We start from the raw sequence: 25,610 nt of genomic DNA on the forward strand, positions 1-25,610 counted from the left end.
AGGTCAGTCGTCTTTGGCACCCGCAATGCCGAGCTCCTGAATTTTTCGGGTGATGGTGTTGCGTCCGATGCCTAAGCGGATTGCTGCGTCGTTTTTGCGACCGTGAGTATGTTTCAGGGCAATCTTGATTAATGCTGATTCAAATTGACGTCCCAGCACATCCATTACGTCGGTGTCGCCGTCGGTCAGCATGGTGGCGGCCTCCACTTCAAGCAAGCTGATCCAGCTTCGTCCGTCGGCTCCAGCGGCTAACAGACTGGCCTCGGCAGATTTGGCGGCACGGTTGATGTCTTCGTGGCTGGTGGCGTGGGAAGTTGAGGCGGTCTGCAGGTCAAACGGTGTCAGCGCCGACGCCACCTGCATACCGGTGGCCACATCAGGACCAGGTGGTTTGTCACCCTGGACCATTAATTCTTGCGGCAAATCCTTGATTTCTACCGTTTGACCGGGGGCCATGACGGTGATCCAGTTGCAGAGATTTTCTAGCTGTCGAACGTTCCCTGGCAAATCCAGCCCACTAATAAAGCGCATGGCACCATCGGAGACGCGCTTGCTTTCCACGCCAAGCTGCTTGGCACTTTGACCAAGAAAATGGCGCGTGAGGATCGGAATATCTTCACGGCGCTCACGCAAGCTCGGCAACCGCAGCCGGATGACGTTAAGCCGGTGATACAAGTCTTCGCGAAACAAGCCTTCCCGCACGCGGGTTTCCAGATTTTGATGAGTGGCGGCGATAACGCGGACGTTGGCTTTAAGCGATTGATGGCCGCCGACCCGATAAAAATGACCATCCGAGAGAACGCGTAGCAGGCGAGTCTGCAAATCAAACGGCATGTCGCCGATTTCATCGAGAAACAGGGTGCCGCCTTCGGCTTGTTCAAAACGCCCACGGCGTGAGGCCTGTGCACCGGTAAATGCGCCGCGTTCATGACCGAACAATTCTGACTCAAGTAGATCTTTGGGTATGGCGGCAGTGTTCAGCGCGATGAAAGGTTGAGATGCACGGGGACTATGTTTGTGTAACGCGCGTGCGACCAGTTCTTTACCGGTGCCGGATTCACCGGTTATCAGAACGGTGACATGTGATTGGGAGAGACGGCCGATGGCGCGGAAAACATCCTGCATCGCCGGTGCCTGGCCGAGGATTTCCGGAGTTTCGGCAGTGGCTTGCTCGATGTTGACCTCACGCAGGCTTTCATCAAGCGCGCGCCGAATCAGTTCAACCGCTTTATCCAGATCGAACGGTTTCGCGAGGTATTCAAACGCGCCGCCCTGAAATGCCGCAACGGCGGAATCGAGATCGGAAAATGCGGTGATGATGATGACTGGTATACCCGGATGCTGCGCTTTGATCGTTTGTAGTAATTCAAGTCCGGAGGTGCCGGGCATACGAATATCTGACACCAGCACTTGTGGAGTGCTGGATTGCAGTGCATCCATCGCATCGCGTGCATTGGAAAAACTCTTGGTGGCCAGATTTTCGCGGGCCAGTGCTTTTTCAAGCACCCATCTTATAGATTCGTCATCGTCAACAATCCAAATTGGTTTCATATCTGTTCCAGGCTTCAATAATCTTGCGGTTAGCATTCTGTCGGTGGCTTTTCGACCACGATCCGCTGGCCTGCACACATTGGCGTTTTACACAGTGCATTACGGCAGCGGAATCAACACCCTGAAATCGGTACAGCCCGGTCGACTTTCGCATTCAATCACTCCCATGTGCTGCTGCACAAAGGTTTGTGCCAACGTCAGTCCTAATCCACTGCCGCCGTCACGCCCCGATACGAGCGGGTAGAAAATACGCTCTTGAATGTCGTCCGGAATACCCGGTCCGTTATCAATGATATGCAAGTCTAATGCCAGGCGATAACGGACCTTTGCCAACGTTACCTGACGCACAATTCTCGTTTGAAATGTTAAATTTGCATCACCGCTCTGGATACGGTCGGTCAGTGCCTGGGCGGCATTGTGGGCGATATTGAGAATGGCTTGAATGAGCTGCTCTTTGTCACCGCGAAATTGTGGGATCGATAAGTCGTAGTCGCGGTTGATCGTTAAACCATGCGGGAACTCTGCCACCATCAGACTGCGCACACGTTCACATACTTCGTGAATATCGACATCGCTGACAATGTGGGCCAACCGATGCGGTGCCAGCAGACGGTCTACCAATGTCTGGAGGCGATCAGCTTCCTTGATGATGACCTGTGTGTATTCGCGGAGTTCTTTCAGGTGACGCTCGGGCAGCTCTAGCTCCAGCAACTGCGCAGCACCGCGCAGGCCACCGAGCGGGTTTTTGATTTCATGTGCCAGATTACGAATCAGTTCTTTATTCACCTGACTTTGATCGAACAGGCGTTCTTCTCTTTCCAATTTGAGTTGCTGCACATTTTCTCGCAACTCGATCAAGACCGGCGTGGCGGGATTATCAAGGGCCTTCGCTAGCGTATCGACCCATAGCGGTTCGCGTCCGATCCGGTCCAGAATCAAATCCTGCCGCAAATCGTCAAATTGATGCGCAGCGGCTTTCTCGAAGACGGCGGCCAGTTGACTACCATTTAAAAATAAATCACTTAGCTTTTGCTGCTTGAGACCTTTGACTGAACTTTCAAGCAGGTTCTCGGCCGCCGGGTTGGCGTAGACGATACGCCCCTCCCGGTCCAGCAACAGAACCGCCGAGGCCAGTAGCTCAAGCCCATCGGTGGCGGTGGGTACTGCAGTTTTGATTGACATACAAAATCTCTTCAGAGGTAAAAATAATGGAGGCACTTATGTTCTTGTCGCGCTCTAAATGGTAGCAAGCTAATCCGGCCTTTTGCGCGCTTGCGGGCCTATCTCGTCTCGTGATCACAAAAAAAGCCGCATAAGCGGCCTTGTCTGAAAAAAAGCGAACACCAGGCAACCATGAACATGGGCAGGAGCATCAGCAGACGTCTGATCTTTATTTTAGGTTCGACAGTTCTCGATTGAGCGCTTCGATATTTTTTTGACTACGCGTGAGGTCGTCTTTCATCGATGCGACCCGATCCTGATATTTGGCGTAGTTGCGTTCGTTGCCCTGCCGCTCTGGCACGCCATTGTTATAAACCTTTTCCAGATCGTTCAGCTTTTGTTGTTCGGTTTTTAATTCATCCTGCAAAATCTGGCGGCGATCATTGTCGCGCGTTTTTTGGGTCCCACCATCGACTTTCGGAAAGTCCGATGGCGTCGCTGGTTGCGGTCTGTTCGCAGCGCCGGAACCCGCAGACGTTGAGCGCGGTGCTGCCGACACTGTCAGTGGTGGCAGATCAACTTTTTTGCAGCCTTTGGTGTCGCCTGTGTTTTTGTATTCCTTGGTACCCTGTGCGTCGACGCAGAGGAAAATATTACTTTGGGCCAAGGCAGGCGCACTGATTGCGCTCATGGCAGCAACGATCAGAAATCCTGGGATGAGGTGCTTCATAGACTCTCTTCGCAATTCAATGAAGACGTTAGTTTAAGTCAAACCCGCCGCTCATGACAGGACACTGCACATTTACTAGGAATTTTCTTGGTTTTAGCTGCCGTTTGAAGCGCTATGGAACTGCTTAAAAAGGGTTGCAAAAAAAATAAAAGGACAGAAAAAGTGGTCTTTTTCTGTCCTTTTTTAGCGTGCTTTTTGCCTGTAAAAGCAAAAGTGCGCAATAAGCTAGCAAAAAAGGCTAGCTTTGAGAAAGCCTGTTGACGTGATTACACTGAGTAATACATGTCAAATTCAATCGGGTGCGTAGCCATGCGGAAACGCTGCACTTCTTGCATCTTCAATTCCAGATAAGCGTCGATCATGCTGTCGCTGAAAACACCGCCGCGTGTCAAGAATTCACGATCCTTGTCCAACGCTTCCAACGCTTCTTCCAATGACGCGCAGACAGTCGGGATCAACTTGTCTTCTTCTGGCGGCAAATGGTACAGATCTTTAGAGGCTGCTTCGCCCGGATGGATTTTGTTTTGAACGCCATCCAGACCAGCCATCAGCAACGCCGCAAAACACAGGTACGGGTTAGCCAGTGGATCCGGGAAACGTGTTTCAATCCGACGTCCTTTTGGATTCGAGACGTGTGGAATACGGATAGAAGCAGAACGGTTTTTAGCCGAATAAGCCAGCTTAACCGGTGCTTCGTAGCCTGGGACCAGACGCTTGTACGAGTTAGTACCCGGATTGGTAATTGCGTTCAGTGCCTTGGCATGCTTGATGATACCGCCGATGTAATACAGCGCGAATTCAGATAAACCAGCATAACCATCGCCTGCGAACAGGTTGACGCCATCTTTCCAGACTGATTGGTGAACGTGCATGCCGGAGCCGTTATCGCCAACGATAGGCTTAGGCATGAAAGTCGCTGTTTTGCCGTAGGTGTGAGCAACGTTCCAGACCACATATTTCAAATTCTGGGTCCAGTCAGCACGCTCAACCAGTGTCGAGAAGCGCGTACCGATTTCATTCTGACCAGCACCGGCAACTTCATGGTGATGGACTTCAACCGGGATGCCCAGAGATTCCAGAATCAAACACATTTCCGAACGCATGTCCTGGAAGCTGTCAACTGGTGGAACCGGGAAATAACCACCCTTAACGGTAGGACGGTGACCTGTATTGCCGTTCGGCAGGTCAGCACCGGTGCTCCATGATGCTTCTTCGGAACCGATTTTGACGAAGGAACCCGACATGTCGGAGCCCCAACGAACATTATCAAAAATGAAGAATTCTGGCTCTGGACCGAAATAGGCAGTGTCGCCCAGACCGGATGATTTCAAGTACGCTTCAGCGCGCTTGGCGATCGAACGCGGGTCGCGGTCATAACCTTTACCATCGGCTGGCTCGATAACGTCACATTGCATGAACAATGTGGTTTCTTCCATGAACGGATCGATGTTAGCGGTATTAGGATCGGGAATCAGAATCATGTCTGATGCTTCGATACCCTTCCAGCCAGCAATTGAAGAACCGTCAAAAGCATGACCGGACTCAAACTTGTCCATATCAAAATGGGAAACAGGGACAGTTACGTGCTGCTCCTTGCCTTTGGTATCAGCAAAGCGAAAATCAACGAATTTAACTTCGTTGTCTTTCACCATCTTCAAGACTTCTGCGGCCGTCATTGCCATGTGGAGCTCCTAATATCAGAAAGTAAATGCGAATGTAATAAATGAACTTGCAAATTTGGGTATTCTTGGTGTTGAAACGTGCACCAGCGCACCGCAGAATTCCATCATGCCAACAAAGCACGGATGGACCAACAGGTCGCTCATGCAACAAAAAACGATACAACTGAATTCAACGGGGAATGATAGCAGAATCCATGCCACCGGCGGACGCAACGCTATTGCTTATTCAATCCCCGTATTCGGACATTTGAAGCGCTATTTGTAAAAAACCAACGGCTTTGACGCCGCATCCCGCCAGGTCGGGCGCCACATTCGGGGGCAGTAAAAAATTTTCGCACCTAAATAAAGCTAAAAATTTTATTCAACGTAAATATGCACTTATTTGGTGCGATCACTTGGAGCGCCATTTCCCGGTTCTATCTCGGCTCTATAATGTGTTTATATTGTCCCAATTCGACTACTTGAATGCGTGCAGCGAATTAGAACACTTGCCTCGAACTCGTTCAAGGGTTTCAGATCGACTTTTTTAGGAGAGCATTATGTCAACACTTCCAGACATTACAAAATTATTATCAATCGGCCGTCAACGTGCTGAAGCCGGAAGTCTGCCCTATGCGGGCGCTGTTACACCTTCTGAAACCTTTGCTTTATTAACGGCAGAACCTCAGGCAATACTGGTGGATGTTCGCACCAATGCTGAGAGAGACTGGGTCGGCCGTGTGGCGATTGACGCCAGGCAGCATGCAGCGGTGGAATGGACGTCCTATCCAGGTGGTTTGCCGAACCCGGATTTTTTAGGGCAGCTAGCGCTCGTTGCGGACAAAAACACCACCATCTTATTTCTGTGCCGTTCGGGCGTTCGGTCGCGTCACGCAGCAACCTTGACGGCAGCACATGGTTATGTTGCCTGCTTTGATATTCTTGAGGGTTTTGAAGGCGATAAAGACGCAGCGGGACATCGTAAATCGGTGGGTGGATGGTGCAAAGCTGGTTTGCCTTGGGTTGGCGCCTGAGTTTGATACGAGGCTTGCCTGGATGGCAAAGACATCGCGCCTGGGGCGCTATAGCCAGCCCAAAATAATGTTTTAAAATAAACCGTTTAGAACAATCATATCGCCCGCGGAAACCTCCTGCGGGCGATATAGAACTACAAATAGAAACTACAAATAGAAGCTAAAAATAGAGACTACAAACAGTGCTTGCGCTCATTGAAAGCGCTCATCGAAAGCGCTAAGTGAAAGCATTAAGTGAGAGCACTAAATTGCGTGCTCACGCTATTTATTTACCTTTGTCCCTGTCATCCACGGTGGAGTTAGGTGTCATCTTCATATTGGCATTGGAGGCATCGCCGCCGCTGCTGGCAACGCGTGCTTTCACGAGGTCATCGTTGCACCGATTCATCATGGCCTGATTGGTGCAAGGAATGGGCGTGACCACCATTTGTTGCCCTGATGCATCGGTGACGATGGTTGACCCGGGGGGAGCGTCCGAAGGTGATGATTGCGCAAAGGCGGTGGTGGCACAGACAGCAATAGCGGAGGCGGTCAGTAAATTGCGTAACGTTAGCATAGGAGAACTCCTTCAAAAAGGTTGAGTACCAAGTTGCGTACTGGGTCATTCACCACGTTGAAAAACCGCGGTACGGCGCACGCGGCATGTGGTTTCCGCGCAAGCTGGCAAACTCGCCGTTGGTGTAGAAAAATGCAAAAGAAGCACTTGATAGACCGCTCCGCAAAAATAAAAGTTCCATGCTTATTTGAAAAGTGATGCTAACCGCCAATAGAAAGTCGGAATTTTCTTATTGTTTTTTTTAAAATTTAATGCTGCCTGACCCCTCTCCATTTAACGCATTTTTTGCCGGTTTCCGCTGGATGCCAAACGGATCCCAGATAGTTTAAGGTGACGTTAATGCGGCCATTGCTACCCGCGCTGCGGCTAGATCCCAGGCTGCATGACCGACCGTTTTAAACACCGGCAAAGTGTCAGTTTTCAGCCACGGTTGGTGCACTATCTGCGGTAGTTCGCGGACCGCCGACCAATCAATTTTCGCTTGTATTAAATCACCCGCTTCGTGCTTTGCCCCGGCCAGATAATCGACAACAATGGCGCGTTGGTGCAGCAACTCGGCCGGAAATTCAATCATGTCCGGTTTGAACGCGCCGACGCCTACGGCGAGCGTGTTGGCGGCAATATGCCTGGGGATCACCGCTGCACGAGAAGTCGTCAACGCGATCACGACATCGGTCAGCGGCAGCGTGTTATCTAACGTGTGGGCTGCGATGGGATGCGCTGAAACCTGAGGGTAACGCTGCCGCAACGCATCACAGAAAGCCTGCGTTTTGGGCATATCGCGTGCAGCAATCCAAAAAGTATCGACGCCGAAATAATCAACCAGCGCGTCTGCGTGGGCCGCCGCCTGCACACCTGTGCCAATTAATAACGCCGTCTTCGGCTGACGCGGCAGCAACGTCTGGATGCCCAGCAACGTTACCGCGGCCGTGCGGCGCGCCGATACCACGGGCCCATCAAGCAACGCCAGACGGCGACCGGTAGCGGTTTCAAACACGACCACTTCACCCTGAATCGCAGGAAGATGGTGTTGATCATTATTCGCGTGAACGGTGATCAGTTTTGTGACGCTGACGTCAGCCCCTATCGCGGGCATGCACAGCAAGACGCTGGCTTTGTCGATCTCTACCACCATGCGTTCAGGCGCGTTAATCTGGCCTTCACGTAGCTGGTTTGCGGCCAATGCAATGGCGGGGACAAGCGCTGCATACGGCAGCACTGCGGCGGTTTGCTGTGAGGTCAGGATGTGCATTTTTGATCACCTTTAAAACTGAGTTTAACTACACCGGTTAGCGCAGGAAGAAACCTTCCGGGAAGGGATCAGACTCCTCCAAAACCCATTGATTGAAACTCATGATGTGCGCACCACCAGTGACTTCCGTTATCACCGCATCGAAATCGCCGACCTTGTCAGTACCAATGACGCGCACGCTGAAACAACTACCAACGATGCTTTCATTCACCAGCGGCTGGTTGAGCGCCAGTTTTCCTCTTAAAAACAATTGTGCGGCGCGGCCCGAGGTGCCGGTTCCGGTTGGCGAGCGGTCGACTTCACGGTCGGCAAAGATACACACATTGGCCTGATCCGCTGCCGGGTTGTTCGGCGCACCATCGACGATGGTGCCATACAATGTATTAAGACCCAACGCCACAGGATGTTGAATGTTGACGCTGGCTTTCACCGCAGCTTTGGTTTCTGCACCGAGCTGGATCAATGTGCGCACTTGCTCCGGCCGGATCTGAACCTTCGCCTGATCGGCGTTGATGTAGTAATAGAATGCACCGCCGAAGACGATATCGCCGGTAATTTTTCCAAAACTGGGGGTATCGACTTCCACATCGCGCTGATAGATGAATGCCGGTACGTTGCGAAAAGTGACGTCACCTGCGCGTGTTCCGTCCCACTCAACCTGCGCTTCGATAAACCCGGCGGGCGTGTCGAAACCAATCCTGGTCAATGGGATCGAGCGTTCAACATGATGCAGCTCCACCAAGACCTTCCCGAGCGCGATAATGCCGTGACCGCACATATCGCTGTAGCCTTCGTTATGGATGAAGATGACGCCGAAGTCGGCCTCTGGCGTTACTGCAGGCAATAGATAAGCACCATACATGTCAGCGTGGCCACGCGGTTCGTTCATGAGAAATTGGCGTACATCGTCGCGGTTCTGCTGCAGCCAGCTGCGTCGTTCCAGTATCGTTGCCCCCGGCACCGGCGGCAAGCCGGACATCACGATGCGCAATGGCTCTCCGCCGGTATGTGCATCAACTGTGTGGATGGTGCGTGTGTAGCTCAACATAATGCTTAATCCCTGAAGAAACGTTCGGTCGCGCTTTCCGGAGAAAACCGATAGGCCTGAAGCAGACCTGAAAGCATTTTATAAATAAAAAATGTCGTCGCCCTTTAACGCGGCGACGACATTTTTAGTTACCAGTCACCATTTTGACGATGATGGTTGATGCTGGGTGACACTGAGTGATGATTAATAGCTGGTCAAAGCGACCGGCAAACCATCTTTAAAACGGAAAACTGTTACTGGCGATTGTTTCAGATCATGCGTCGCATCAAACTCGTACAAACCGGCAACGCCTTTGTATTTGATCTTGGCTAACGCTGAAACATATTGCTTTGGCTCAACCGAGTTGGCTTCTTTCATGGCCTGAGCGACCACCATCATGCCGTCATAAAACGATGCGGCGTAGGTTTCAGCAGGACGTCCGAAGCGTTTTTGATATTCGGCAGCAAAGGTCTTGCCGCTCGCCAGTTTATCGAGCATCGCGCCGCCTTGTGTGCAATACACTTGATCGCCTACTGCATCGCCGCCAAGACGACCCATTTCCGGAGCGCAAATACCATCGCCGCCCAGCAACTTGGTGTTTAAGCCCAATTGTTTCATCTGACGTGTCATTGGACCGCCTTGTGGCGAATAACCGCCGTAAAAAATGGCGTCAGGCTTCTTGGCCTTGATTGAGGTCAGGATGGCGGTGAAATCAGTCGCTTTGTCGTTGGTGAAATCCGTGCTGACGACCTTGATACCGTTGGCCTTGGCGACTTTGGCAAATTCTTCTGCCAGACCCTGGCCATACGCCGTACGATCATCGATGATGGAAACTTGCTTGACTTTGAGTTCCTTGGCTGCGTACAGCGCCATCTTGCCACCCAGTTGGCTATCGCTGGCAGCAACGCGGAACACGTTGGCAAAGCCTTGCTGGGTAATTTTTGGATTCGATGCCACCGTTGCCATCACGATACCGCTGTCGTTATAGACGCGCGATGCGGGAATGGTAACGCCGGAATTGTAAGGTCCGATAATGGCCTTAACGTGCATATCGCTCAATTTTTGAGCAACGCTGACGCCGGCACGTGGATCCGCCTGATCGTCTTCCATCAGGGCTTCAAATTTGATTTTTTTGCCACCGATGACAAGCCCCTGGGTGTTCAGCTTGTCGATTGCCATCGTCAGCCCGCCTTCGTTGTCCTTACCGGCAGATGCTTGCGGGCCTGTCAACGGGCCGCTAAAACCGATCTGTACTACCTGCGTCTCCTGCGCCATAGCGAGTCCTGGGAGTGCTGCCAACATTACCATCATCAGTTTGGTCCGTGCGTACATGGCTATACCTTTCGTTGTCTTCTTAACGTTAATTTTTATCATTCCTCTTGCAACCGGCACGAATGCAAACTCCCTTACGTACTCTTGCAGTCCGCAATCCTAGCAGGGAGCATGCCGCATTTAATTTTTTTGTGCGGCGGTTTACCCAAAGATTCAATGGCAAACGTTGCCAGTTTATAGCGTTTTATCGACAAAAATATATCATCACGAATGAGAGGCGAGAAGATAGCAATGGAGGCCACGAGCGAAGAAAAAATGCCGAGGACGCCGATCACAGTGGTGAAAGGGGGTACTACGAAAGAGCTAAAACAACGAAAACAGGCAATCGGCAGCAGAGGGGAACCGTTCGCATTAATGGCAATCCGGCACGTTTTGGTCGAGATACACCTCGAAAGCCACATCATTGACCCATTTTTTACGCGTGCCTGACCAGAATCCGTCCTTGCTCCAGGCGCGCATCAGGTTGGCAATGGCCTGTCCCACGTCGCCGTCTGCCGGACGTATCACCCAAACCAGTTTGGTAGTCGGGCCAGATAACGGCAAGCTCGCCGAAAATTTTTTCCACTCGGGAAGGATTAGCATGCCATCGAGCAAGATATCGTCATGAACCGTGGCGTCGCACTGCCCTGTGCGCAGCGCCAATAATGCATCGGCGGGCGCTCTCATCACCATTTCCCGCGCGCCGAAACGCGCCTTCATGCTGCCCAGATAAGGGCTGCCTTGCGATACGCAGACACTACGTGTTTTGAGTTGCGACCATTGCTTGATATCGGTGTCCGTGCGCATGATTAATTTTGGTTGGGCTACATACCCCGTCACCACAACTCTGGCCTCGCTGGCAAAGCCCGCAATCTCTGCATCCGAGGCTCGCACCAACAGCGCGTCGACTTTACCGGAAGTGAGCAATTGAAAGCGATTTTGCGGCGTCACTGCCAAAGTCGACACGGTCACTTTCAGACTTTTTGCAAGCCCTTCGGCGGCCTCGGTGTCGAGACTTTCCGGGGTCCGATACTTGGCACCAGCGCTGTAGGATGGCGTGACGTAATCGATACCGACAATGAGTTCTCCGCGTTGCCGGATGCGGTTCAGACCCTCGCCTTCCCCCCCGGCCTTGGCCCCGACAGATGGCGCAATGATAGAGGCCACCAAACAAACTAGCGACAGCAGGGAAAGAGGCTTTAAAAAAACGGGCGGCAGATGCCTCGCGCCAAAGGTGCGCACTCTACGCAGCAATATGTTCCGGTGAGGCATCATGATTTTCATGAGGTTATACGTGGTTATGCCTGGTGATACATGGTTATGCGTGGTTATGCGTGGTTATACGCGGTTATACGTACTGGTAACGCAACAGATGATGTTTGAGTTTTTCCAAAATGAATTGATCGATCAGCGCCGCCAGTACCGCAATCACCAGAATATTGGTCATTACGCCGACCATGTCGGCGGTCTCACCGGAGTAGGCCAATGTGCGCCCTAAACCTTTACCGAAACCGATCAGCATTTCTGCCGAGATCAACGCCCGCCATGCATTCCCAAAAGCCAACTGCGCACCGGTAATCAGCTCCGGCATGACCGCCGGCAGATACACGCGCTTGAGCATATCCCACCGGTTCGCACCCATCACGCGAGCGGCTGAAACGTGGACTTGCTGCACACTTTCGGTGGCGTTCATAACGCTCAACGCAGCGGGAAAGAAGGCGGCGATGGCGACAACGACAATAATCGGCAGATTGCCGAAACCCATCAAAATCAAAAACAGAGGCACCCATGCAATCGATGGTATCGATTGCAAGATAATGATCGCGGACTTTAATACTTCGCGGAAGAAAAACAGCACTGCACCGATCAGTCCAAACCCAATGCCAAGAATCAACGCCGCGCCATAACCAAACCCAAGTCGCGTCAGACTGCCCGACAAAGCCGCACGAAAATCAGGTGCCTGCAGTTCCGTCCACAGCCGTTGCACCACCGGAATCACACCCGGCATCAAAAAATCCGGCAACGACCAGGCTGCGACCTGCCAGCCAAATAAAATAACCACAATTGCCAGCGCCATCGCCAACTTTTTACGAACACCACCAACACGCATCTGAGCACTCATAAATTATCTAACATCACGTTCAAAATAAGTTCAACAAAGCGACAAGCCAGCCACCAAAGTATCGAAGTATATAAACCATCAAAGATGGAATAAAAATAAAGCAAAAGAAATTAGAAATCCCCAGACAGGAAGCCGTAAGCGCAGCAAAGTCGTGCGAGACAAGTCCACCGAAATAGGACATCCGCAAAGCCGCCCCAGCAACGGGCTTGCCAACCTCGCCGACGCAGACATTACGCTAGTACGGCAAGGAAAGCACAACGCAGCTGAGGCGGTTTGCGGACGTCCTATTGCAGTTTGCGGGCTTTTTGCCAGTCTAGATCTATGATTGTGGTGACATTAAATGGCTTCCCATCACGCGTCTTCAGCGATCCCTGATCTTGCAGAATGTTTGCCAGCTCCTGCATGCGCGCTAACTCTTTCGGCGTCAGGGCTGCATTAAAGGTCTGCGTTTTAATCGCATCCGTAATGACAACATCACGCGGCAAGTCGCCGTGTTTCAGCGTTTTTAAGGTCGGCTCTGCAATAAAATAAGGTGAAATCAATTTCGATGCGGCGGCGGGATCTTTGGTTAGCAGTTGAATCGCCTCCTGCTGTGCATCAAGCGATTTCCAGACCGCATCGCGGCGCTTGGTAAGGGTAGCGCCAGAGGTAATGACGACCATGCATGGGAATGGCCAGACCTCGCCGACTTCGTAAATCTGCTTTACCGGTGCGACCAGTTTGGCAATGCTGGCTTGCGGCTCGAACAGGAATGCAGCATCGACGCGTTTACCGACCAGCGACTGCACCGCTACTTGAGGGCTGACGCCGACAATATTTACGTCATCCGCCTTGAGTCCAACTGCTTTGAGGGTGACGCCTTTCAGCACTGTGTCGGCGGTGCTGCCTTCTGCCTGCGATGCCAGCGTTTTACCTTTGAGTCCAGCGACGTCCTTGATGCCGCTGTCATCACGCACCACCAAAGCATGGTAGCCGTGCTGCGCTCCGGCGACGACTTTCAGGTCGGCACCTTTTGAGGCCCACGCGACTGCGTTGGTGAACCCTAAAACACCGGTATCCATTTGTCCGCCAAGAATGGCCTTGATCAAATCGGTGCCGGATTTAAATTCAACCAGCTCCACATCCAGGCCATATTTTTTATATAAACCGCCTTCAAATGCGGCAATCGCTTGCGCATCGTCCATCACGCGCAAATAGCCAATTTTAAATTTTTCGGCCGCAACGGCCTGCCCTGAAAATGCCATCGCCAGGATCAGCAGCGTTGGAATGATCAGGATTTTTTTCAATGCAAGGTTGACGCTGCTAACAGCATTGACGTTGATACTTTTATAGAAACGCTTATTGACACTCATACGCCAACTCCCTCAAGGGTTTTAGACAGTTCGTCTTGATTGGCATGAATGCCAAGCAAACATAATATTTCACGGCGTATTGCCGAAAACTCCGACAAGTCATGGGTTTTTTCGTGATGCGTCAGGTTAAATTCTCGCAACACCTTCGCCGGGCGTGGACTAAATACCAAAATCCTGTCTGCCAGAAACAGGGCTTCGTCCACGTCATGGGTGACCAGCAACACGGTCGGACTTTCGGCGCGGATCAACTGGCGCAGCGCATCTTGCAATGTCATCCGGGTCAACGCATCGAGTGCGCCAAACGGCTCATCCAGCAATAATGCCTGCGGTTTGGTAATAAAGGCCCTGGCTAACGCTGCGCGCTGGCGCATACCGCCGGAAACCTGATGCGGATAATAACTCTCGAAACCCGCCAGATTAACCTTTTCCAACCACGCACGCGCCTGTGTGCGTGCTTCCGCTTTGGCCATTTTTTGCAGTTCCAGCGCCAGGGCGACGTTCGCTTCCAGCGTTAGCCATGGATAAAGGGCGTTTTCCTGGAACATCAACATGCGCTCGGGATGCGGGCCACTTATCGGCTTGTCGTCGGCAAGAACGCTGCCGCTACTGGCTTCTGCCAACCCGGCTGCGAGATGCAATAACGTTGATTTGCCGCAGCCTGACGGTCCCACCAGTGCGACCAGTTCACCATCTTCGATATCACAACTGAAATCGTCGACGACCGGTAAGCCGGAATATTGTTTATGAATATGATTAAAAGATAACTTCATCGTAAATGGGCGATTGTTTTCGATTGTTCAACTACTGATGGGGCGTCGTTGCCTGGAGGCACAAGGAATTGCTAAAACGGCGAGTTATAACGGCTACATGCTGCCGTGTTGCAGGCACACAACGAACCCAACTGGCGCTTTTCTATTTTCACCGCACTGTATCGGTGATGGCGTTGCGATACAAGAACATTTAGATTGTATGCTTATGCAAAAGCCATAACGTAGTATAAATTCTGCAATTATCCGCGTTTCCTGGTCTGCATGCGGCTGCAGCTCAGGCCCCATCGATCATCCTTTGACGTGCATCTGCGCCCATCTGTACCAGCGATGTATGAATATCCGGATAACGCAAGCGTACGCCTAGCTCGGCTTTAATCCGTGTATTTTGCAAGCGGCGCGACTCCGACATGAACGATAACAACATCGGTGAGACTTGCTGCTCGAGTTCTTCGCGCGGCAAACGTGGGGCGCCGGGCAAGCCGAAAGCAGCGGCTACGGCATCGAAATAATCGGCCATTTTTACCTCTGAATCATCCACTGCGTGGTACACCCGGGATGGCGCAGCCTTGAAAATCGCCGAGAAAATAATTTGCGCCAAATCGTCTGCATGAATGTGATTGGTGTAAACGTCGTCTTCGACTCTCAAGGCAGGCGTGCCTTTTTTCAGGCGCTCAAGAGGCAACCGATCGGCGGCGTAGATCCCGGGAACCCGCAAAATGGCAAGGCGGCCTGAACGGCGCTGAGCCCAGGCACGCAGCACTTGTTCGGCGTCCACGCGCCGTTGCGCCCGGGCATTATGCGGATTGACGGTGCGGGTCTCATCGATGGACTGCCCTTGACAATCGCCGTAGACGCCGCTCGTACTAATATAAACAAGCGTTGTGCGCTCGGGTAAAATAGCGGCCAGGTTGCGGGTGCGCTGATCCTTGGTGCCATGCGACTGCGGCGGTGCCAAATGCACAACTATTTGCGCCAAATGGCCTAACCGCGCTAACGTATGAGGATGGTCCAGATCAGCTAACAAGGGGTGAGCACCGGCTTCACGCAATTGCGCACAACGGGCGATTTGGCTGGTAACAGCAAATACGCGAAAACGTTGTTGCAGCAATGGCAACAAGCGCATTCCCACATCACCACACCCGTATATCAGCAGGCGCGGCTTGCCCAATTTGCGGGATGGCATGGAGATGGCACCTGAATCGGGTGTAACCGAATTGTGTAATATTTTTTTCATGGTCAGGATTGTATGAGTTTTCAGGTAACAGTTCAGCCGAGTGGTCGGCAATTCACCTGCGAAGAGGGTGAAACCATCTTGAGCGCAGCAATCCGCGCCGGTGTTGGTTTGCCTTACGGTTGTAAAAATGGCGCATGCAGCTCCTGCAAGGGCAAACTCATTGCGGGCAACGTCACCCATGGTGCGCATCAGGAAAAAGCCTTGCCGGTGAGCGAGGAGACACGTGGATTTTCGCTGTTTTGCTGCGCCACTCCGCATTCCGACATCACCATCGAAGCGCGCGAAATAGCCGGAGTTGGCGAATTTCCTGTCCGTAAAATGCCGACCCGCATCGCCAAAATTGAAAAAGTTGCCGACGATGTTGTCATCCTATCATTACAACTACCCGCTAACGAGCGCCTGCAATATCTGGCGGGCCAATATATCGAGTTCATGCTGCGCGATGGCAAACGCCGTAGTTATAGCATGGCGAATGCGCCGCACAAGGATGAGCAGATTTCAGTGCATATTCGCCATATGCCCGGCGGCGTGTTCACCGATCAGGTTTTTGCGACCTTGAAGGAACGCGATATTTTACGTTTTGAAGGGCCGCTTGGGTCTTTCTTTTTACGCGAGGACTCCGAAAAGCCGATCATATTGCTGGCTTCCGGGACAGGTTTCGCACCGATCAAGGCTATTATTGAACAAATGATTCACAATAAATCCGATCGTCCAATGGCTTTATATTGGGGTGGCCGCCGTCCTCAGGATCTGTATATGCATGCGTTATGTGAAGAGTGGGCGCGCTCTATTCCACACTTCACCTACGTGCCGGTTATATCGAACGCGCATCAGGAAGACCAATGGGTCGGGCGCAGCGGTTTTGTGCATCAGGCTGTGATGACCGATTTCGCGGATTTATCCGGCTATCAAGTTTATGCTTGCGGTGCACCGATTGTCGTAGAGTCGGCCCAGCGGGACTTTATTGGCAGTTGCAACTTACCTGCAGACGAATTTTATGCCGATTCATTCACCTCGGAAGCCGATCTGGCTGAATAGTGTTTTGGGGCCGACGGAATGCCCGGCAAAAAAACGTTTTGACGCATGCTGCAAAAGGCCCTAATATTAGCCTCATGAAAATGATCAATGCCTTTCTTCGACGTCATACGCCAATACCCCAACCCGGTATGCCGTGCGAGTGAGCGCTTTTTGATCACGAAACCACAGGCCATGCCTGTGGTTTTTTTTTGGCCTTTTGTTTTTCGGACTGACGCAAAACCATTTGGCGGGCGTCATTCCATTTTTCCCTTTTTTTCTTACAGACAGCGCCTCTTAGCGCCTTTATCCGGAGCTCGACCATGGAATTCAACCAGTTTGCAGTCAACGATTTGATGTATATCACCAACCGCCCTCCGCTGGTTTTTACTGAGGGTAGCGGTATGTGGATGACCGATCACAATGGCAAGCGCTATCTGGATTACCTGCAGGGCTGGGCAGTCAACGCGCTGGGCCATTCGCCACAATGCATACAGGACGCCTTGGTTGCCCAATCGAAAAAAATCCTTAATCCGTCGCCCGCCTTTTATAACGCGCCGTCCATCGAATTGGCGTCGCTGCTGACGTCGAACTCCTGTTTCGATCGCGTCTTTTTTACGAACAGCGGTGCAGAAGCCAACGAAGGCGCAATTAAACTGGCCCGCAAATGGGGGAAAAAGAATCCTAACAAAGCAGGCCAGAACCGTTTTGAAATCATCACCTTTGACCACAGCTTTCACGGGCGCACGTTGGCAACCATGTCAGCCAGCGGCAAACCTGGCTGGGACACTATTTTTGCACCCCAGGTGCCAGGCTTCCCTAAGGCAGACCTGAACGATCTGGCCAGCGTCGAAAGCCTGATCAATGACCGCACCGTCGCGGTCATGTTGGAACCGGTGCAAGGCGAAGGTGGTGTGCTTCCAGCGACCCGTGAATTCATGCAAGGCTTGCGCGCCCTGACCGAGAAACATGGCTTGTTGCTAATCGTTGACGAAGTGCAGACCGGCATGGGACGCACCGGGGAGTTATTTGCTTATCAGTTATCGAACATTCAGCCGGATATCATGACACTCGGCAAAGGAATTGGCGGCGGCGTGCCATTGGCGGCGCTACTGGCACGCGAAGAGGTCGCCTGTTTCGAACCTGGAGATCAGGGTGGCACTTACAACGGCAATCCGTTGATGACGGCAGTTGGCTCTGCGGTTCTGAAGAGCCTGTTGGCACCCGGATTTATGCAATCGGTTAACGAAAAAAGCGCCTATCTCAGCGCGCAATTATTGAAGCTTTCGGATAAATACGGCATGGATGGTGAACGCGGTGAAGGCTTGCTGCGCGCACTGAAACTAGGTGAAGACATCGGCCCGCAAATCGTCGATATCGCACGCGATATGAACCCGGTCGGCTTATTGTTGAACTCGCCCCGCCCTGACCTGCTGCGCTTTATGCCAGCCTTGAATGTCACCATTTCAGAGATCGATCAAATGATCTCCATGTTGTCGGACGTACTCGATCAGATTAAAAACAAAGCCGCTGCCGCAAATATTGCTTAGAATGAGGTTTGCGTTTACCCAGGTGAAGGGAAAGTCTTCGGGCGTCCTATGACGATTTTAAAAACCTTTTGCGTGTGTTGTTGCGCATTGCTATTAGCAGCTTGCGGAAGCGGCGGCGACAACATTCGAAGAAACCCGCAAGTTAGCAATGCGTACATGAACTCACACGTTGCGCCAAGCGATACGGGCAATGAAATTGTGATTTATTCACTCGGGCTAATCGATACCAATTACCGCTTCGGCGGTAAAAATCCTGAAGCCGGACTTGATTGCAGCGGCATGGTGACGTATGTCTTCAAACAGGCGGTGGGACTGACTGTCACCGGCAGCGCTGCGATGATCGCCCAAAAAGGCCGAGAAGTACCCAAAAGTGAACTGCGACCGGGCGATCTGGTATTTTTTAATACTATGCACAAGGCGTTTTCACACGTTGGCATTTATATCGGCGATGGCCGCTTTATAAACGCGCCATCCACTAACGGCAAGGTGAGGATCGATCGCCTTGAAAACACCTATTACGCACAACGTTTTGAGTCAGTGCGACGGTATTTTGATTAGGTTCGCTCAGGACTTACACCGGCGTTAATACCGCTCGACCAGAAAAATGCCGCTGGGCATTCTCTAAAAATAAATTTACCGTTGCGTCCACCGCTTCGGGTGACCACCCGGCGACATGCGGCGTCAACACTACGTTGTGCAGATGCATTAGTTGCTGCGGCGGTTGTGGTTCGCTTTCATACACGTCGAGACCGGCGGCGGCAATACGGCCCTGACGCAGGGCTTGCGATAGCGCTTCTGTATCGACGACACTTCCCCGTGCGATATTGACCAGCACACCATTTGGTCCCAGTGCATCAAGCATAGGGCCATTAATCAGATGACGGGTCGCCGGACCGCCGGGGGTCGCTACTACCAGAAAATCCGCCCACTGAGCCAGACCCAGCAACGAATCAAAATAGGTAAACGGCACTTCGGTACGTGGTGAACGACTGTGGTAACCAATTTCCATGTCAAACCCGAGCGCACGTTTGGCAATTTGCTTGCCGATAGTGCCCAGCCCCAATATGCCCAATCGTTTGAAAGAGACACTCGCTGGTAACGGTAATGCCGTGCGCCAGATACCCTGATGCAACGCTACGCCTAATTGCGGAATTCCGCGCACGGCAGCCAGCAACAATCCCATCGCGTGATCGGCGACACAAGCGTCGTTCGTACCGGCACCGTTTGAGACCACGATACCGCGTTGCCGCGCGGCTGCAACATCGATTTCTTCATATCCCGCACCCAACGCACAGATTAGCCCGAGTTGGGGCATGGCGGCGATTTCTTGCGCTGTCAACCCGATGCTGCCGATGGTTAATACTGCTTGAATTTGCGCGCCATTCATCGCGATTTCTTCGCTGCGTTGTGCTGGGCTGGGCGCGTATGAAACGGTATACGCCTGCCGCATTTGCGCCAGATGGTCGTCGGAGAAAGGACTGAGAATTAGCAGATTAGGCTTCATGGTATTGGAAGTAACGATGCATTATCGGAAGCCACCATGTTACCTTTCAATCGCCCGATCTGCTTGGTGGGTTCAATACAAACTACTGCTGTTCCTATTCCTCTTAATACTCTTCTTACTAATCCTGTTTAAGGCGCTCCATGATTTGCGCAACATTAAAACGCATCATGCGCAAATAGGTGGGGGCATTGCCATTCGCCTGTGATAAAGCGTCCGCGTATAACTTGCCGCCCGGCTTTACGCCAACTTCATCGCTAATTTGTTGCAACAGTTTCGGATTGCTCATATTTTCAAAAAAAAGTGCTTTGCTATGCTCCTGTCGAATTTGTCGGATCAGCATGGCGACGTCCCTGGCACTAGGCTCGCTCTCGGTGGAAACCCCTTGTGGCGCGAGAAAACGCACCTTGAAATGGGCACCAAAATACTCGAAAGCATCGTGTGAGGTAATCACGTTACGGCGTGCATCGGGGATTTGCGCGAATTGTGCCTGTGCCCAACTATCGAGTGCGACCAACGCACCGATGTAGTCGTCACCGTTATTCTTATACGCCGCAGCGTTGGCCGGGTCGGCCTTGCTGAGCGCGGCGACAATGTTGCGGCTATAGACAATGACATTGGATGGATCCTGCCATGCGTGCGGATCGAGGCGATGGGCGGCATGCTTAATTCCGCTGCCTTCGTCTCCGCCATCGGGACGGTGACGGGTCTGGATTCCATCGCTGGCAACCACCAACGCGCCTTTGTAATTCGCGGCATCGGTCAGTCGCTCAATCCAGCCTTCGAAGCCAAGACCATTGATGACTACGACTTTTGCCCGAGATAGCGTTCTCACGTCCTTGGGCGTCGGCGCGTAAACATGCGCGTCTTCATCCGGCCCTACCAAGGTCGATATGCTCACATGGTCACGGCCGATGTTGTTGACGATATCGCTCAATATACTAAAACTGACCACCACCGGCAATTTTGTGGCCGCTGCTGCAGTGCCGCTGACGATCATTAATGCGATTAATGCGACCGCAGTCATCATTATCGATAACACCTGCTTGAAACGCGCCATGCGACACTCCTTGAAAAGTGGAAAACTGCGTAATTAGTTTGTATAGGGTCGAACAAGTTCGAATAAGTGCTTGCCAAAGCGCTGTGAACTGACGACCGCAACCACAATCGACGCGTTAGGCCGGACCGATGAAAACAGCTTGCCGGGCATTAATATGGCACCTCAGGCAAGCCGGTGCGGCCTCTTCCATATTTTTACGAGCCAGCCACGCGGGGCGATCAGCAGCGAGATCAGATATAAGCCACCGGCACAAACAATGATGGTTGGGCCTGAGGGCGTGGACGTGTAATACGATAACAACAGGCCAATATAACCCGCTACAGCAGCTTGCAGAGCGCTATTGAGCAATTGTGCAGGTAGCGTGTCATGCCAAAGACGGGCAGAAACCGCGGGCAGCATCATCAACCCTACCGCCATCAAGGTGCCGAGGGTCTGAAAAGACGCCACCAGATTGAGCACCACCAACATCAAAAACAGTTGTTGAAACAACGCACCGCGTGCTCCTTTTACACCGCAAGCCGCCAGAAACGAGGCATCAAAACTTTCCAGTACCAACCCGCGATACATCAAAGCCCCTACCACCAGACTGACAGTCGTCACGCCCGCGACCAAAAACAGGCCTTCGCGATCAACCCCCAATACGTTGCCAAAAAGGATGTGTAATAAATCCAGTTTTGAGCCGTTGACCGATATCAGCATCACGCCGAGCGCCAATGCAATCAGATAGATTGAGGCGAGGCTTGCATCTTCCTTTAAATCGGTATGACGACTAATCAGAGCGGCAATCGCTACCACGATCACGCCTGCCAGAAAGCCACCGATGCTTAACGCTGGCAGCGACAAGCCAAATAACATAAAGCCGACTGCGACGCCGGGCAGAACCGCATGGCTGAGCGCATCCCCGAACAGACTCATGCGACGCAAAGTGAGCAATACCCCGAGCGGGGCACTGCTGAGCGCTAGCGCTAAAATGCCGATTAAAGCCCGCCGCATGAACGCGAACTCCTGAAACGGGGCGAATGTAAATTGGTAAAAAGTGGTGAACCAATGCAGGGAGAAAAAACTCATACCGCAGGCTCCGGGTGACAAAATGGTGCATTCGGATCTTGAGCTTCCGGCATATTTTTGGCGAGACGCAGATGGTCGTCAGTTAGTACATGCGCGGTATTTCCCCAAGCCACCAGACGCCGCGCTAAGAGTACCGCTTGCGGAAAATAACGACGCACCTGTTCGTTGTCATGTAAAACCGCAATCACGGTGCGCTGTTGTGCATGCCATGACTGAACGATGACCAGCAAATCTTCGGTGGTCTTGGCGTCGACGGCATTGAACGGTTCGTCCAGCAAAATCAATTCCGCATCCTGTAACAAAATACGCGCAAACAATACACGCTGAAACTGTCCCGCCGACAAACTACCAATTGAACGCTCAGCAAATCCATCCAGACCGACCGCATGCAAGGCGGCATCGGCCTTTTCTGCCATCGCCCTGGAAATGCCGCCGAACAATCCGGCACGTTGCCAATATCCCAGCAGCACGCAGTCCATCACTGAAATAGGAAACCCGCGATCAATTTCAGCTTGCTGGGGTAAATAGGCAACACGCTTGCGCGGGATGCTGATATCGACATGACCACTATCGATACGAACCAACCCGAGCAAACTCTTTAACAGCGTACTCTTGCCAGCGCCGTTTGGACCAATAATGGCCGTCAACGAACCCGCTTCAAAGCGTCCGCTAATGTGATGCAAAGCGGGATGTTGACGATATGCGACTGTCACATTGTGCAGTGACACCGCAGGCGCGTTAGCAGGCTTCATCCTGTTGCTCCTGCCAGCGCCCACCAGACGCCGACCCAAAATAAAACGCAAACAGGAAGGACCAGCATGAGCCGAAACCAGGCAGACCGCGCCAGCATGCTGCTGCGCTTTTTCATAATGGGGGTAGAATTGATCGTCATACCAGCTTTACATTCACAACAATTGTTTAGACATGATCAGCGCCTTCTAAGGCTAAATCCGCTGTATTTTTAATTCTTTGTACTCTTTTGTTTTGCAACTTAGTTGCAGCGTGCCGATTATAGTGCAACCGAGTTGCATTTGGTGATTTTTCATCATTGCATGCCGGCAATTTCGTTACCTAATGCCAACTTCTCGGGCTGAGTGCGCCATAGTTCTTACTGCCGTTACTAAAGAATAAGGACTCGTGAGATTTTCTTGATTGATCCGATAAACAGTTCAAAATCGGAACACCGCGACTGCAAGAGTGTTCCAAAATAAAGCAGCAGACATTTTGTGCTTGTAATCAACCTCTCCTCAAGCACCGAAATTGTTCCAACAACGAACGCTCAAGACTCAATGCCCAAGCGGGTCTTTAGCCGATTGTCGCGTTAATCTTTAGCCACAAATGACGTCAGGACAATGCGTGGCACGACCTTTGCAAATAATGGGAGTGGCTGTTGCACCTTGGCTTATTGCCAACTTGGTAATCAATTAACTAAAACCCCTTTCGGAGGACGACATGAATCTAGCAGACATCACCAAACTAGGCATTAAAAACCCCTTCAAGCAACGTTACGATAATTTTATCGGTGGAAAATTTGTGCCGCCAGTCAAGGGCGAGTATTTTGAGAATATCAGCCCTGTCCTGGGCCGGGCTTTTTGCGAAGTAGCCCGCTCCAGTGCGGAAGACGTTGATCTGGCGTTAGATGCCGCCCACGCAGCCAAGCGTGCCTGGGGTCGTACCTCGCCTGCCGATCGCGCCAATATTCTGCTCAAAATCGCTGATCGGATGGAAGCAAATCTGGAATTGCTGGCGATTGCCGAAACCATCGATAACGGCAAGCCTTTGCGCGAAACCACTTTGGCCGACATTCCGTTGGCTATCGATCACTTCCGCTATTTTGCAGGTTGCATCCGCGCGCAGGAAGGGTCTGTCGCCACCATTGATGCAGAAACTTATGCTTATCACTTTCATGAGCCTTTAGGCGTGGTCGGCCAAATCATTCCGTGGAATTTCCCGATATTGATGGCGGTGTGGAAAATGGCCCCGGCATTAGCTGCCGGCAACTGCGTCGTATTGAAGCCAGCCGAGCAGACCCCGGCATCGATCATGGTCTGGATTGAACTGGTGCAAGATCTGCTGCCACCGGGCGTACTCAATATTATTCAAGGTTTTGGCCTGGAAGCTGGCAAACCGTTGGCCTCCAGTAAGCGGATTGCCAAGATTGCGTTCACCGGTGAGACCACCACTGGTCGGCTGATCATGCAATACGCCTCGCAAAACATCATTCCGGTCACTTTGGAGCTGGGCGGAAAATCACCTAACATCTTCTTTTCCGATGTCATGGATCAGGACGATGCGTTCTTTGATAAATGCCTGGAAGGCTTCGCCATGTTCGCGCTGAATCAAGGCGAGGTGTGCACCTGCCCTTCCCGCGCGTTGATCCAAGAGTCAATCTACGATCGCTTCATGGAGCGCGCTATAAAACGCGTCAAAGCCATCAAGCAAGGTAATCCGCTTGAAATGAGCACGATGATCGGCGCGCAGGCATCACAGGAGCAACTCGAAAAAATTCTGTCCTACATCGATATCGGCAAGCAAGAAGGTGCAAAGTTACTCACCGGCGGCGCTCGCACGCAGCACGGCGGCGATCTGGACGCGGGCTATTACATGGAACCGACCGTGTTCGAAGGTAATAACAAAATGCGCATCTTCCAGGAAGAAATTTTTGGACCGGTGTTGTCCGTGACAACCTTCAAGGATGAGGAAGAAGCGCTGGAAATCGCGAATGACACCTTGTACGGTCTGGGTGCCGGATTATGGACTCGCGACGGTTCGCGGGCGTTTCGGATGGGTCGGGAAATTCAAGCGGGCCGGGTCTGGACCAATTGTTATCACCTCTACCCCGCGCATGCAGCGTTTGGCGGTTACAAACAATCCGGTATCGGCCGCGAAAACCACAAGATGATGTTGGATCACTATCAACAGACCAAGAATCTGCTGGTGAGCTACAGCCCTAACGCTCTTGGCTTTTTCTAAGGCTGTTGAATAGTTTGGGATGCGCACTCTGCACCGCCATTCGGTGGTGCAGAGCTTAAATTCATGACCTCCGCAAACTCTTGCAGCACAACAGTCAGTTCTATTTCTAACGGAAGGTTGCTCCATGTTACCTATTCCAGAACGCGTCATCGCCACTGAGGCCATGCTCGAATTGCTACAAACGCTGCGCAAAAGACACGGCCCGCTGATGTTTTTTCAATCCGGAGGCTGTTGCGATGGTAGCGCGCCCATGTGTTTTGCCAGGGAAGATTTTCAAATCGGCGATGCGGATGTTTATTTAGGCGCGTTGGACGGGGAACCGTTTTATATTGGTTCCGACCAATTCGAATACTGGAAACATACCCAATTAATCATTGATGTGGTCAATGGCAACGGCGGCATGTTTTCCTTGGAAAATGGATCAGGCCGCCGCTTTCTGACGCGTTCTCGATTGTTCAGCGACGAGGAGTGCGATACGCTGGCGAAGCTCCCCCAATTGCTGGGAAAGCAGACAATCTCCTGACGGCATGCGACTACGGCAATTCCAATCGGTGGCTTCAGTGTCGAGAGCAGAGACAGTCCGAAATGTCTGCTTGATGCTTGAAACAAGCGTCGAGTTTAAAAGCAACGCTCAAAAATCCGGGTCAGGTTTATAGCGCTGTTTCGTCTTATAAAAGGGCCAT

The 25,610-nt window shown here is 52.0% G+C and carries 24 protein-coding genes; 6 read left to right on the forward strand and 18 right to left on the reverse strand.

The window, feature by feature from the left end; translation table 11 throughout:
* Nucleotides 1-3 precede the first annotated feature (3 nt).
* The 4 genes from ntrC to glnA form a co-directional block, all read right to left on the reverse strand.
* A complete protein-coding gene (ntrC, locus tag JQN73_RS04555; RefSeq protein WP_205321947.1) occupies nucleotides 4-1,551 on the reverse strand; it encodes a nitrogen regulation protein NR(I) in 1,548 nt (515 codons plus the stop codon).
* A gap of 99 nt (nucleotides 1,552-1,650) precedes the next feature.
* The gene (glnL, locus tag JQN73_RS04560; RefSeq protein ID WP_205321948.1) at nucleotides 1,651-2,733 is read right to left on the reverse strand and encodes a nitrogen regulation protein NR(II); all 1,083 of its coding nucleotides are present in this window, start codon (nucleotides 2,731-2,733) and stop codon (nucleotides 1,651-1,653) included.
* Nucleotides 2,734-2,941: 208 nt separating this feature from the next.
* The gene (locus JQN73_RS04565) at nucleotides 2,942-3,442 is read right to left on the reverse strand and encodes a DUF4124 domain-containing protein (protein ID WP_205321949.1); all 501 of its coding nucleotides are present in this window, start codon (nucleotides 3,440-3,442) and stop codon (nucleotides 2,942-2,944) included.
* Between the two features lie 266 nt (nucleotides 3,443-3,708).
* Nucleotides 3,709-5,124, reverse strand: coding sequence for a type I glutamate--ammonia ligase (gene glnA, locus JQN73_RS04570; RefSeq protein ID WP_205321950.1), 1,416 nt, complete (start codon nucleotides 5,122-5,124; stop codon nucleotides 3,709-3,711).
* A 539-nt stretch (nucleotides 5,125-5,663) separates the two neighbouring features.
* Here glnA and JQN73_RS04575 point away from each other — a divergent pair.
* The gene (locus tag JQN73_RS04575; RefSeq protein WP_240162431.1) at nucleotides 5,664-6,137 is read left to right on the forward strand and encodes a rhodanese-like domain-containing protein; all 474 of its coding nucleotides are present in this window, start codon (nucleotides 5,664-5,666) and stop codon (nucleotides 6,135-6,137) included.
* Between the two features lie 265 nt (nucleotides 6,138-6,402).
* Here the strand turns inward: JQN73_RS04575 and JQN73_RS04580 are convergent, their stop codons facing one another.
* From JQN73_RS04580 to JQN73_RS04620, 9 genes are all read right to left on the reverse strand, one after another.
* Complete coding sequence (locus JQN73_RS04580) at nucleotides 6,403-6,693, reverse strand: hypothetical protein (RefSeq protein ID WP_205321951.1); 291 nt, start codon at nucleotides 6,691-6,693, stop codon at nucleotides 6,403-6,405.
* A gap of 325 nt (nucleotides 6,694-7,018) precedes the next feature.
* Nucleotides 7,019-7,945 (reverse strand): delta(1)-pyrroline-2-carboxylate reductase family protein, encoded by a 927-nt coding sequence (locus JQN73_RS04585; protein WP_205321952.1) that lies wholly within the window; start codon nucleotides 7,943-7,945, stop codon nucleotides 7,019-7,021.
* 37 nt (nucleotides 7,946-7,982) lie between these two features.
* On the reverse strand, nucleotides 7,983-8,993 hold the full coding sequence (gene lhpH, locus JQN73_RS04590; protein ID WP_205321953.1) for a trans-3-hydroxy-L-proline dehydratase: 1,011 nt from the start codon (nucleotides 8,991-8,993) through the stop codon (nucleotides 7,983-7,985).
* A gap of 183 nt (nucleotides 8,994-9,176) precedes the next feature.
* The gene (locus tag JQN73_RS04595; protein WP_205321954.1) at nucleotides 9,177-10,304 is read right to left on the reverse strand and encodes a branched-chain amino acid ABC transporter substrate-binding protein; all 1,128 of its coding nucleotides are present in this window, start codon (nucleotides 10,302-10,304) and stop codon (nucleotides 9,177-9,179) included.
* 351 nt (nucleotides 10,305-10,655) lie between these two features.
* Complete coding sequence (locus JQN73_RS04600) at nucleotides 10,656-11,450, reverse strand: transporter substrate-binding domain-containing protein (RefSeq protein WP_205321955.1); 795 nt, start codon at nucleotides 11,448-11,450, stop codon at nucleotides 10,656-10,658.
* 181 nt (nucleotides 11,451-11,631) lie between these two features.
* Nucleotides 11,632-12,405 (reverse strand): ABC transporter permease, encoded by a 774-nt coding sequence (locus tag JQN73_RS04605; protein WP_205321956.1) that lies wholly within the window; start codon nucleotides 12,403-12,405, stop codon nucleotides 11,632-11,634.
* 284 nt (nucleotides 12,406-12,689) lie between these two features.
* The gene (locus tag JQN73_RS04610) at nucleotides 12,690-13,649 is read right to left on the reverse strand and encodes an ABC transporter substrate-binding protein (protein WP_240162521.1); all 960 of its coding nucleotides are present in this window, start codon (nucleotides 13,647-13,649) and stop codon (nucleotides 12,690-12,692) included.
* A gap of 104 nt (nucleotides 13,650-13,753) precedes the next feature.
* Nucleotides 13,754-14,527: an ABC transporter ATP-binding protein gene (locus JQN73_RS04615; protein ID WP_205321958.1), complete on the reverse strand. Its 774-nt coding sequence runs from the start codon at nucleotides 14,525-14,527 to the stop codon at nucleotides 13,754-13,756.
* Between the two features lie 274 nt (nucleotides 14,528-14,801).
* Nucleotides 14,802-15,710, reverse strand: a complete 909-nt coding sequence (locus JQN73_RS04620) for an SDR family oxidoreductase (protein WP_205321959.1) — start codon at nucleotides 15,708-15,710, stop codon at nucleotides 14,802-14,804.
* A 63-nt stretch (nucleotides 15,711-15,773) separates the two neighbouring features.
* On the opposite strand from JQN73_RS04620, the gene JQN73_RS04625 reads away from it, so the two are divergent.
* The 3 genes from JQN73_RS04625 to JQN73_RS04635 all read left to right on the forward strand — a co-directional run bounded on the left by JQN73_RS04625 (nucleotide 15,774) and on the right by JQN73_RS04635 (nucleotide 18,883).
* Nucleotides 15,774-16,799 carry a CDP-6-deoxy-delta-3,4-glucoseen reductase gene (locus JQN73_RS04625; protein ID WP_205321960.1) on the forward strand — a complete coding sequence of 342 codons (1,026 nt, stop codon included), beginning with the start codon at nucleotides 15,774-15,776 and terminating at the stop codon, nucleotides 16,797-16,799.
* A gap of 299 nt (nucleotides 16,800-17,098) precedes the next feature.
* Nucleotides 17,099-18,325, forward strand: coding sequence for an acetylornithine transaminase (locus JQN73_RS04630; RefSeq protein ID WP_205321961.1), 1,227 nt, complete (start codon nucleotides 17,099-17,101; stop codon nucleotides 18,323-18,325).
* A gap of 156 nt (nucleotides 18,326-18,481) precedes the next feature.
* Nucleotides 18,482-18,883 (forward strand): C40 family peptidase, encoded by a 402-nt coding sequence (locus tag JQN73_RS04635; protein ID WP_370551314.1) that lies wholly within the window; start codon nucleotides 18,482-18,484, stop codon nucleotides 18,881-18,883.
* 13 nt (nucleotides 18,884-18,896) lie between these two features.
* Here JQN73_RS04635 and JQN73_RS04640 read toward each other — a convergent pair whose 3' ends face one another.
* The 5 genes from JQN73_RS04640 to JQN73_RS04660 all read right to left on the reverse strand — a co-directional run bounded on the left by JQN73_RS04640 (nucleotide 18,897) and on the right by JQN73_RS04660 (nucleotide 22,846).
* The gene (locus JQN73_RS04640; RefSeq protein ID WP_205321963.1) at nucleotides 18,897-19,829 is read right to left on the reverse strand and encodes a 2-hydroxyacid dehydrogenase; all 933 of its coding nucleotides are present in this window, start codon (nucleotides 19,827-19,829) and stop codon (nucleotides 18,897-18,899) included.
* Nucleotides 19,830-19,947: 118 nt separating this feature from the next.
* Nucleotides 19,948-20,886: a metal ABC transporter substrate-binding protein gene (locus tag JQN73_RS04645; protein WP_205321964.1), complete on the reverse strand. Its 939-nt coding sequence runs from the start codon at nucleotides 20,884-20,886 to the stop codon at nucleotides 19,948-19,950.
* A gap of 162 nt (nucleotides 20,887-21,048) precedes the next feature.
* Nucleotides 21,049-21,954: a metal ABC transporter permease gene (locus JQN73_RS04650; protein WP_205321965.1), complete on the reverse strand. Its 906-nt coding sequence runs from the start codon at nucleotides 21,952-21,954 to the stop codon at nucleotides 21,049-21,051.
* A complete protein-coding gene (locus tag JQN73_RS04655) occupies nucleotides 21,951-22,706 on the reverse strand; it encodes a metal ABC transporter ATP-binding protein (RefSeq protein WP_205321966.1) in 756 nt (251 codons plus the stop codon). The genes JQN73_RS04650 and JQN73_RS04655 overlap by 4 nt, the downstream gene beginning before the upstream one ends.
* Nucleotides 22,703-22,846 carry a hypothetical protein gene (locus JQN73_RS04660; RefSeq protein WP_205321967.1) on the reverse strand — a complete coding sequence of 48 codons (144 nt, stop codon included), beginning with the start codon at nucleotides 22,844-22,846 and terminating at the stop codon, nucleotides 22,703-22,705. The genes JQN73_RS04655 and JQN73_RS04660 overlap by 4 nt, the downstream gene beginning before the upstream one ends.
* 560 nt (nucleotides 22,847-23,406) lie before the next feature.
* Between JQN73_RS04660 and adh the strand changes: the two genes are divergently transcribed.
* Nucleotides 23,407-24,927, forward strand: coding sequence for an aldehyde dehydrogenase (gene adh / locus JQN73_RS04665; protein ID WP_205321968.1), 1,521 nt, complete (start codon nucleotides 23,407-23,409; stop codon nucleotides 24,925-24,927).
* Between the two features lie 124 nt (nucleotides 24,928-25,051).
* A complete protein-coding gene (locus JQN73_RS04670) occupies nucleotides 25,052-25,450 on the forward strand; it encodes a DUF779 domain-containing protein (RefSeq protein ID WP_205321969.1) in 399 nt (132 codons plus the stop codon).
* Nucleotides 25,451-25,610 lie beyond the last annotated feature (160 nt).

It is taken from the genome of Glaciimonas sp. PAMC28666 (genome assembly GCF_016917355.1).
In the GTDB taxonomy this organism is placed as follows: Bacteria; Pseudomonadota; Gammaproteobacteria; order Burkholderiales; family Burkholderiaceae_D; genus Glaciimonas.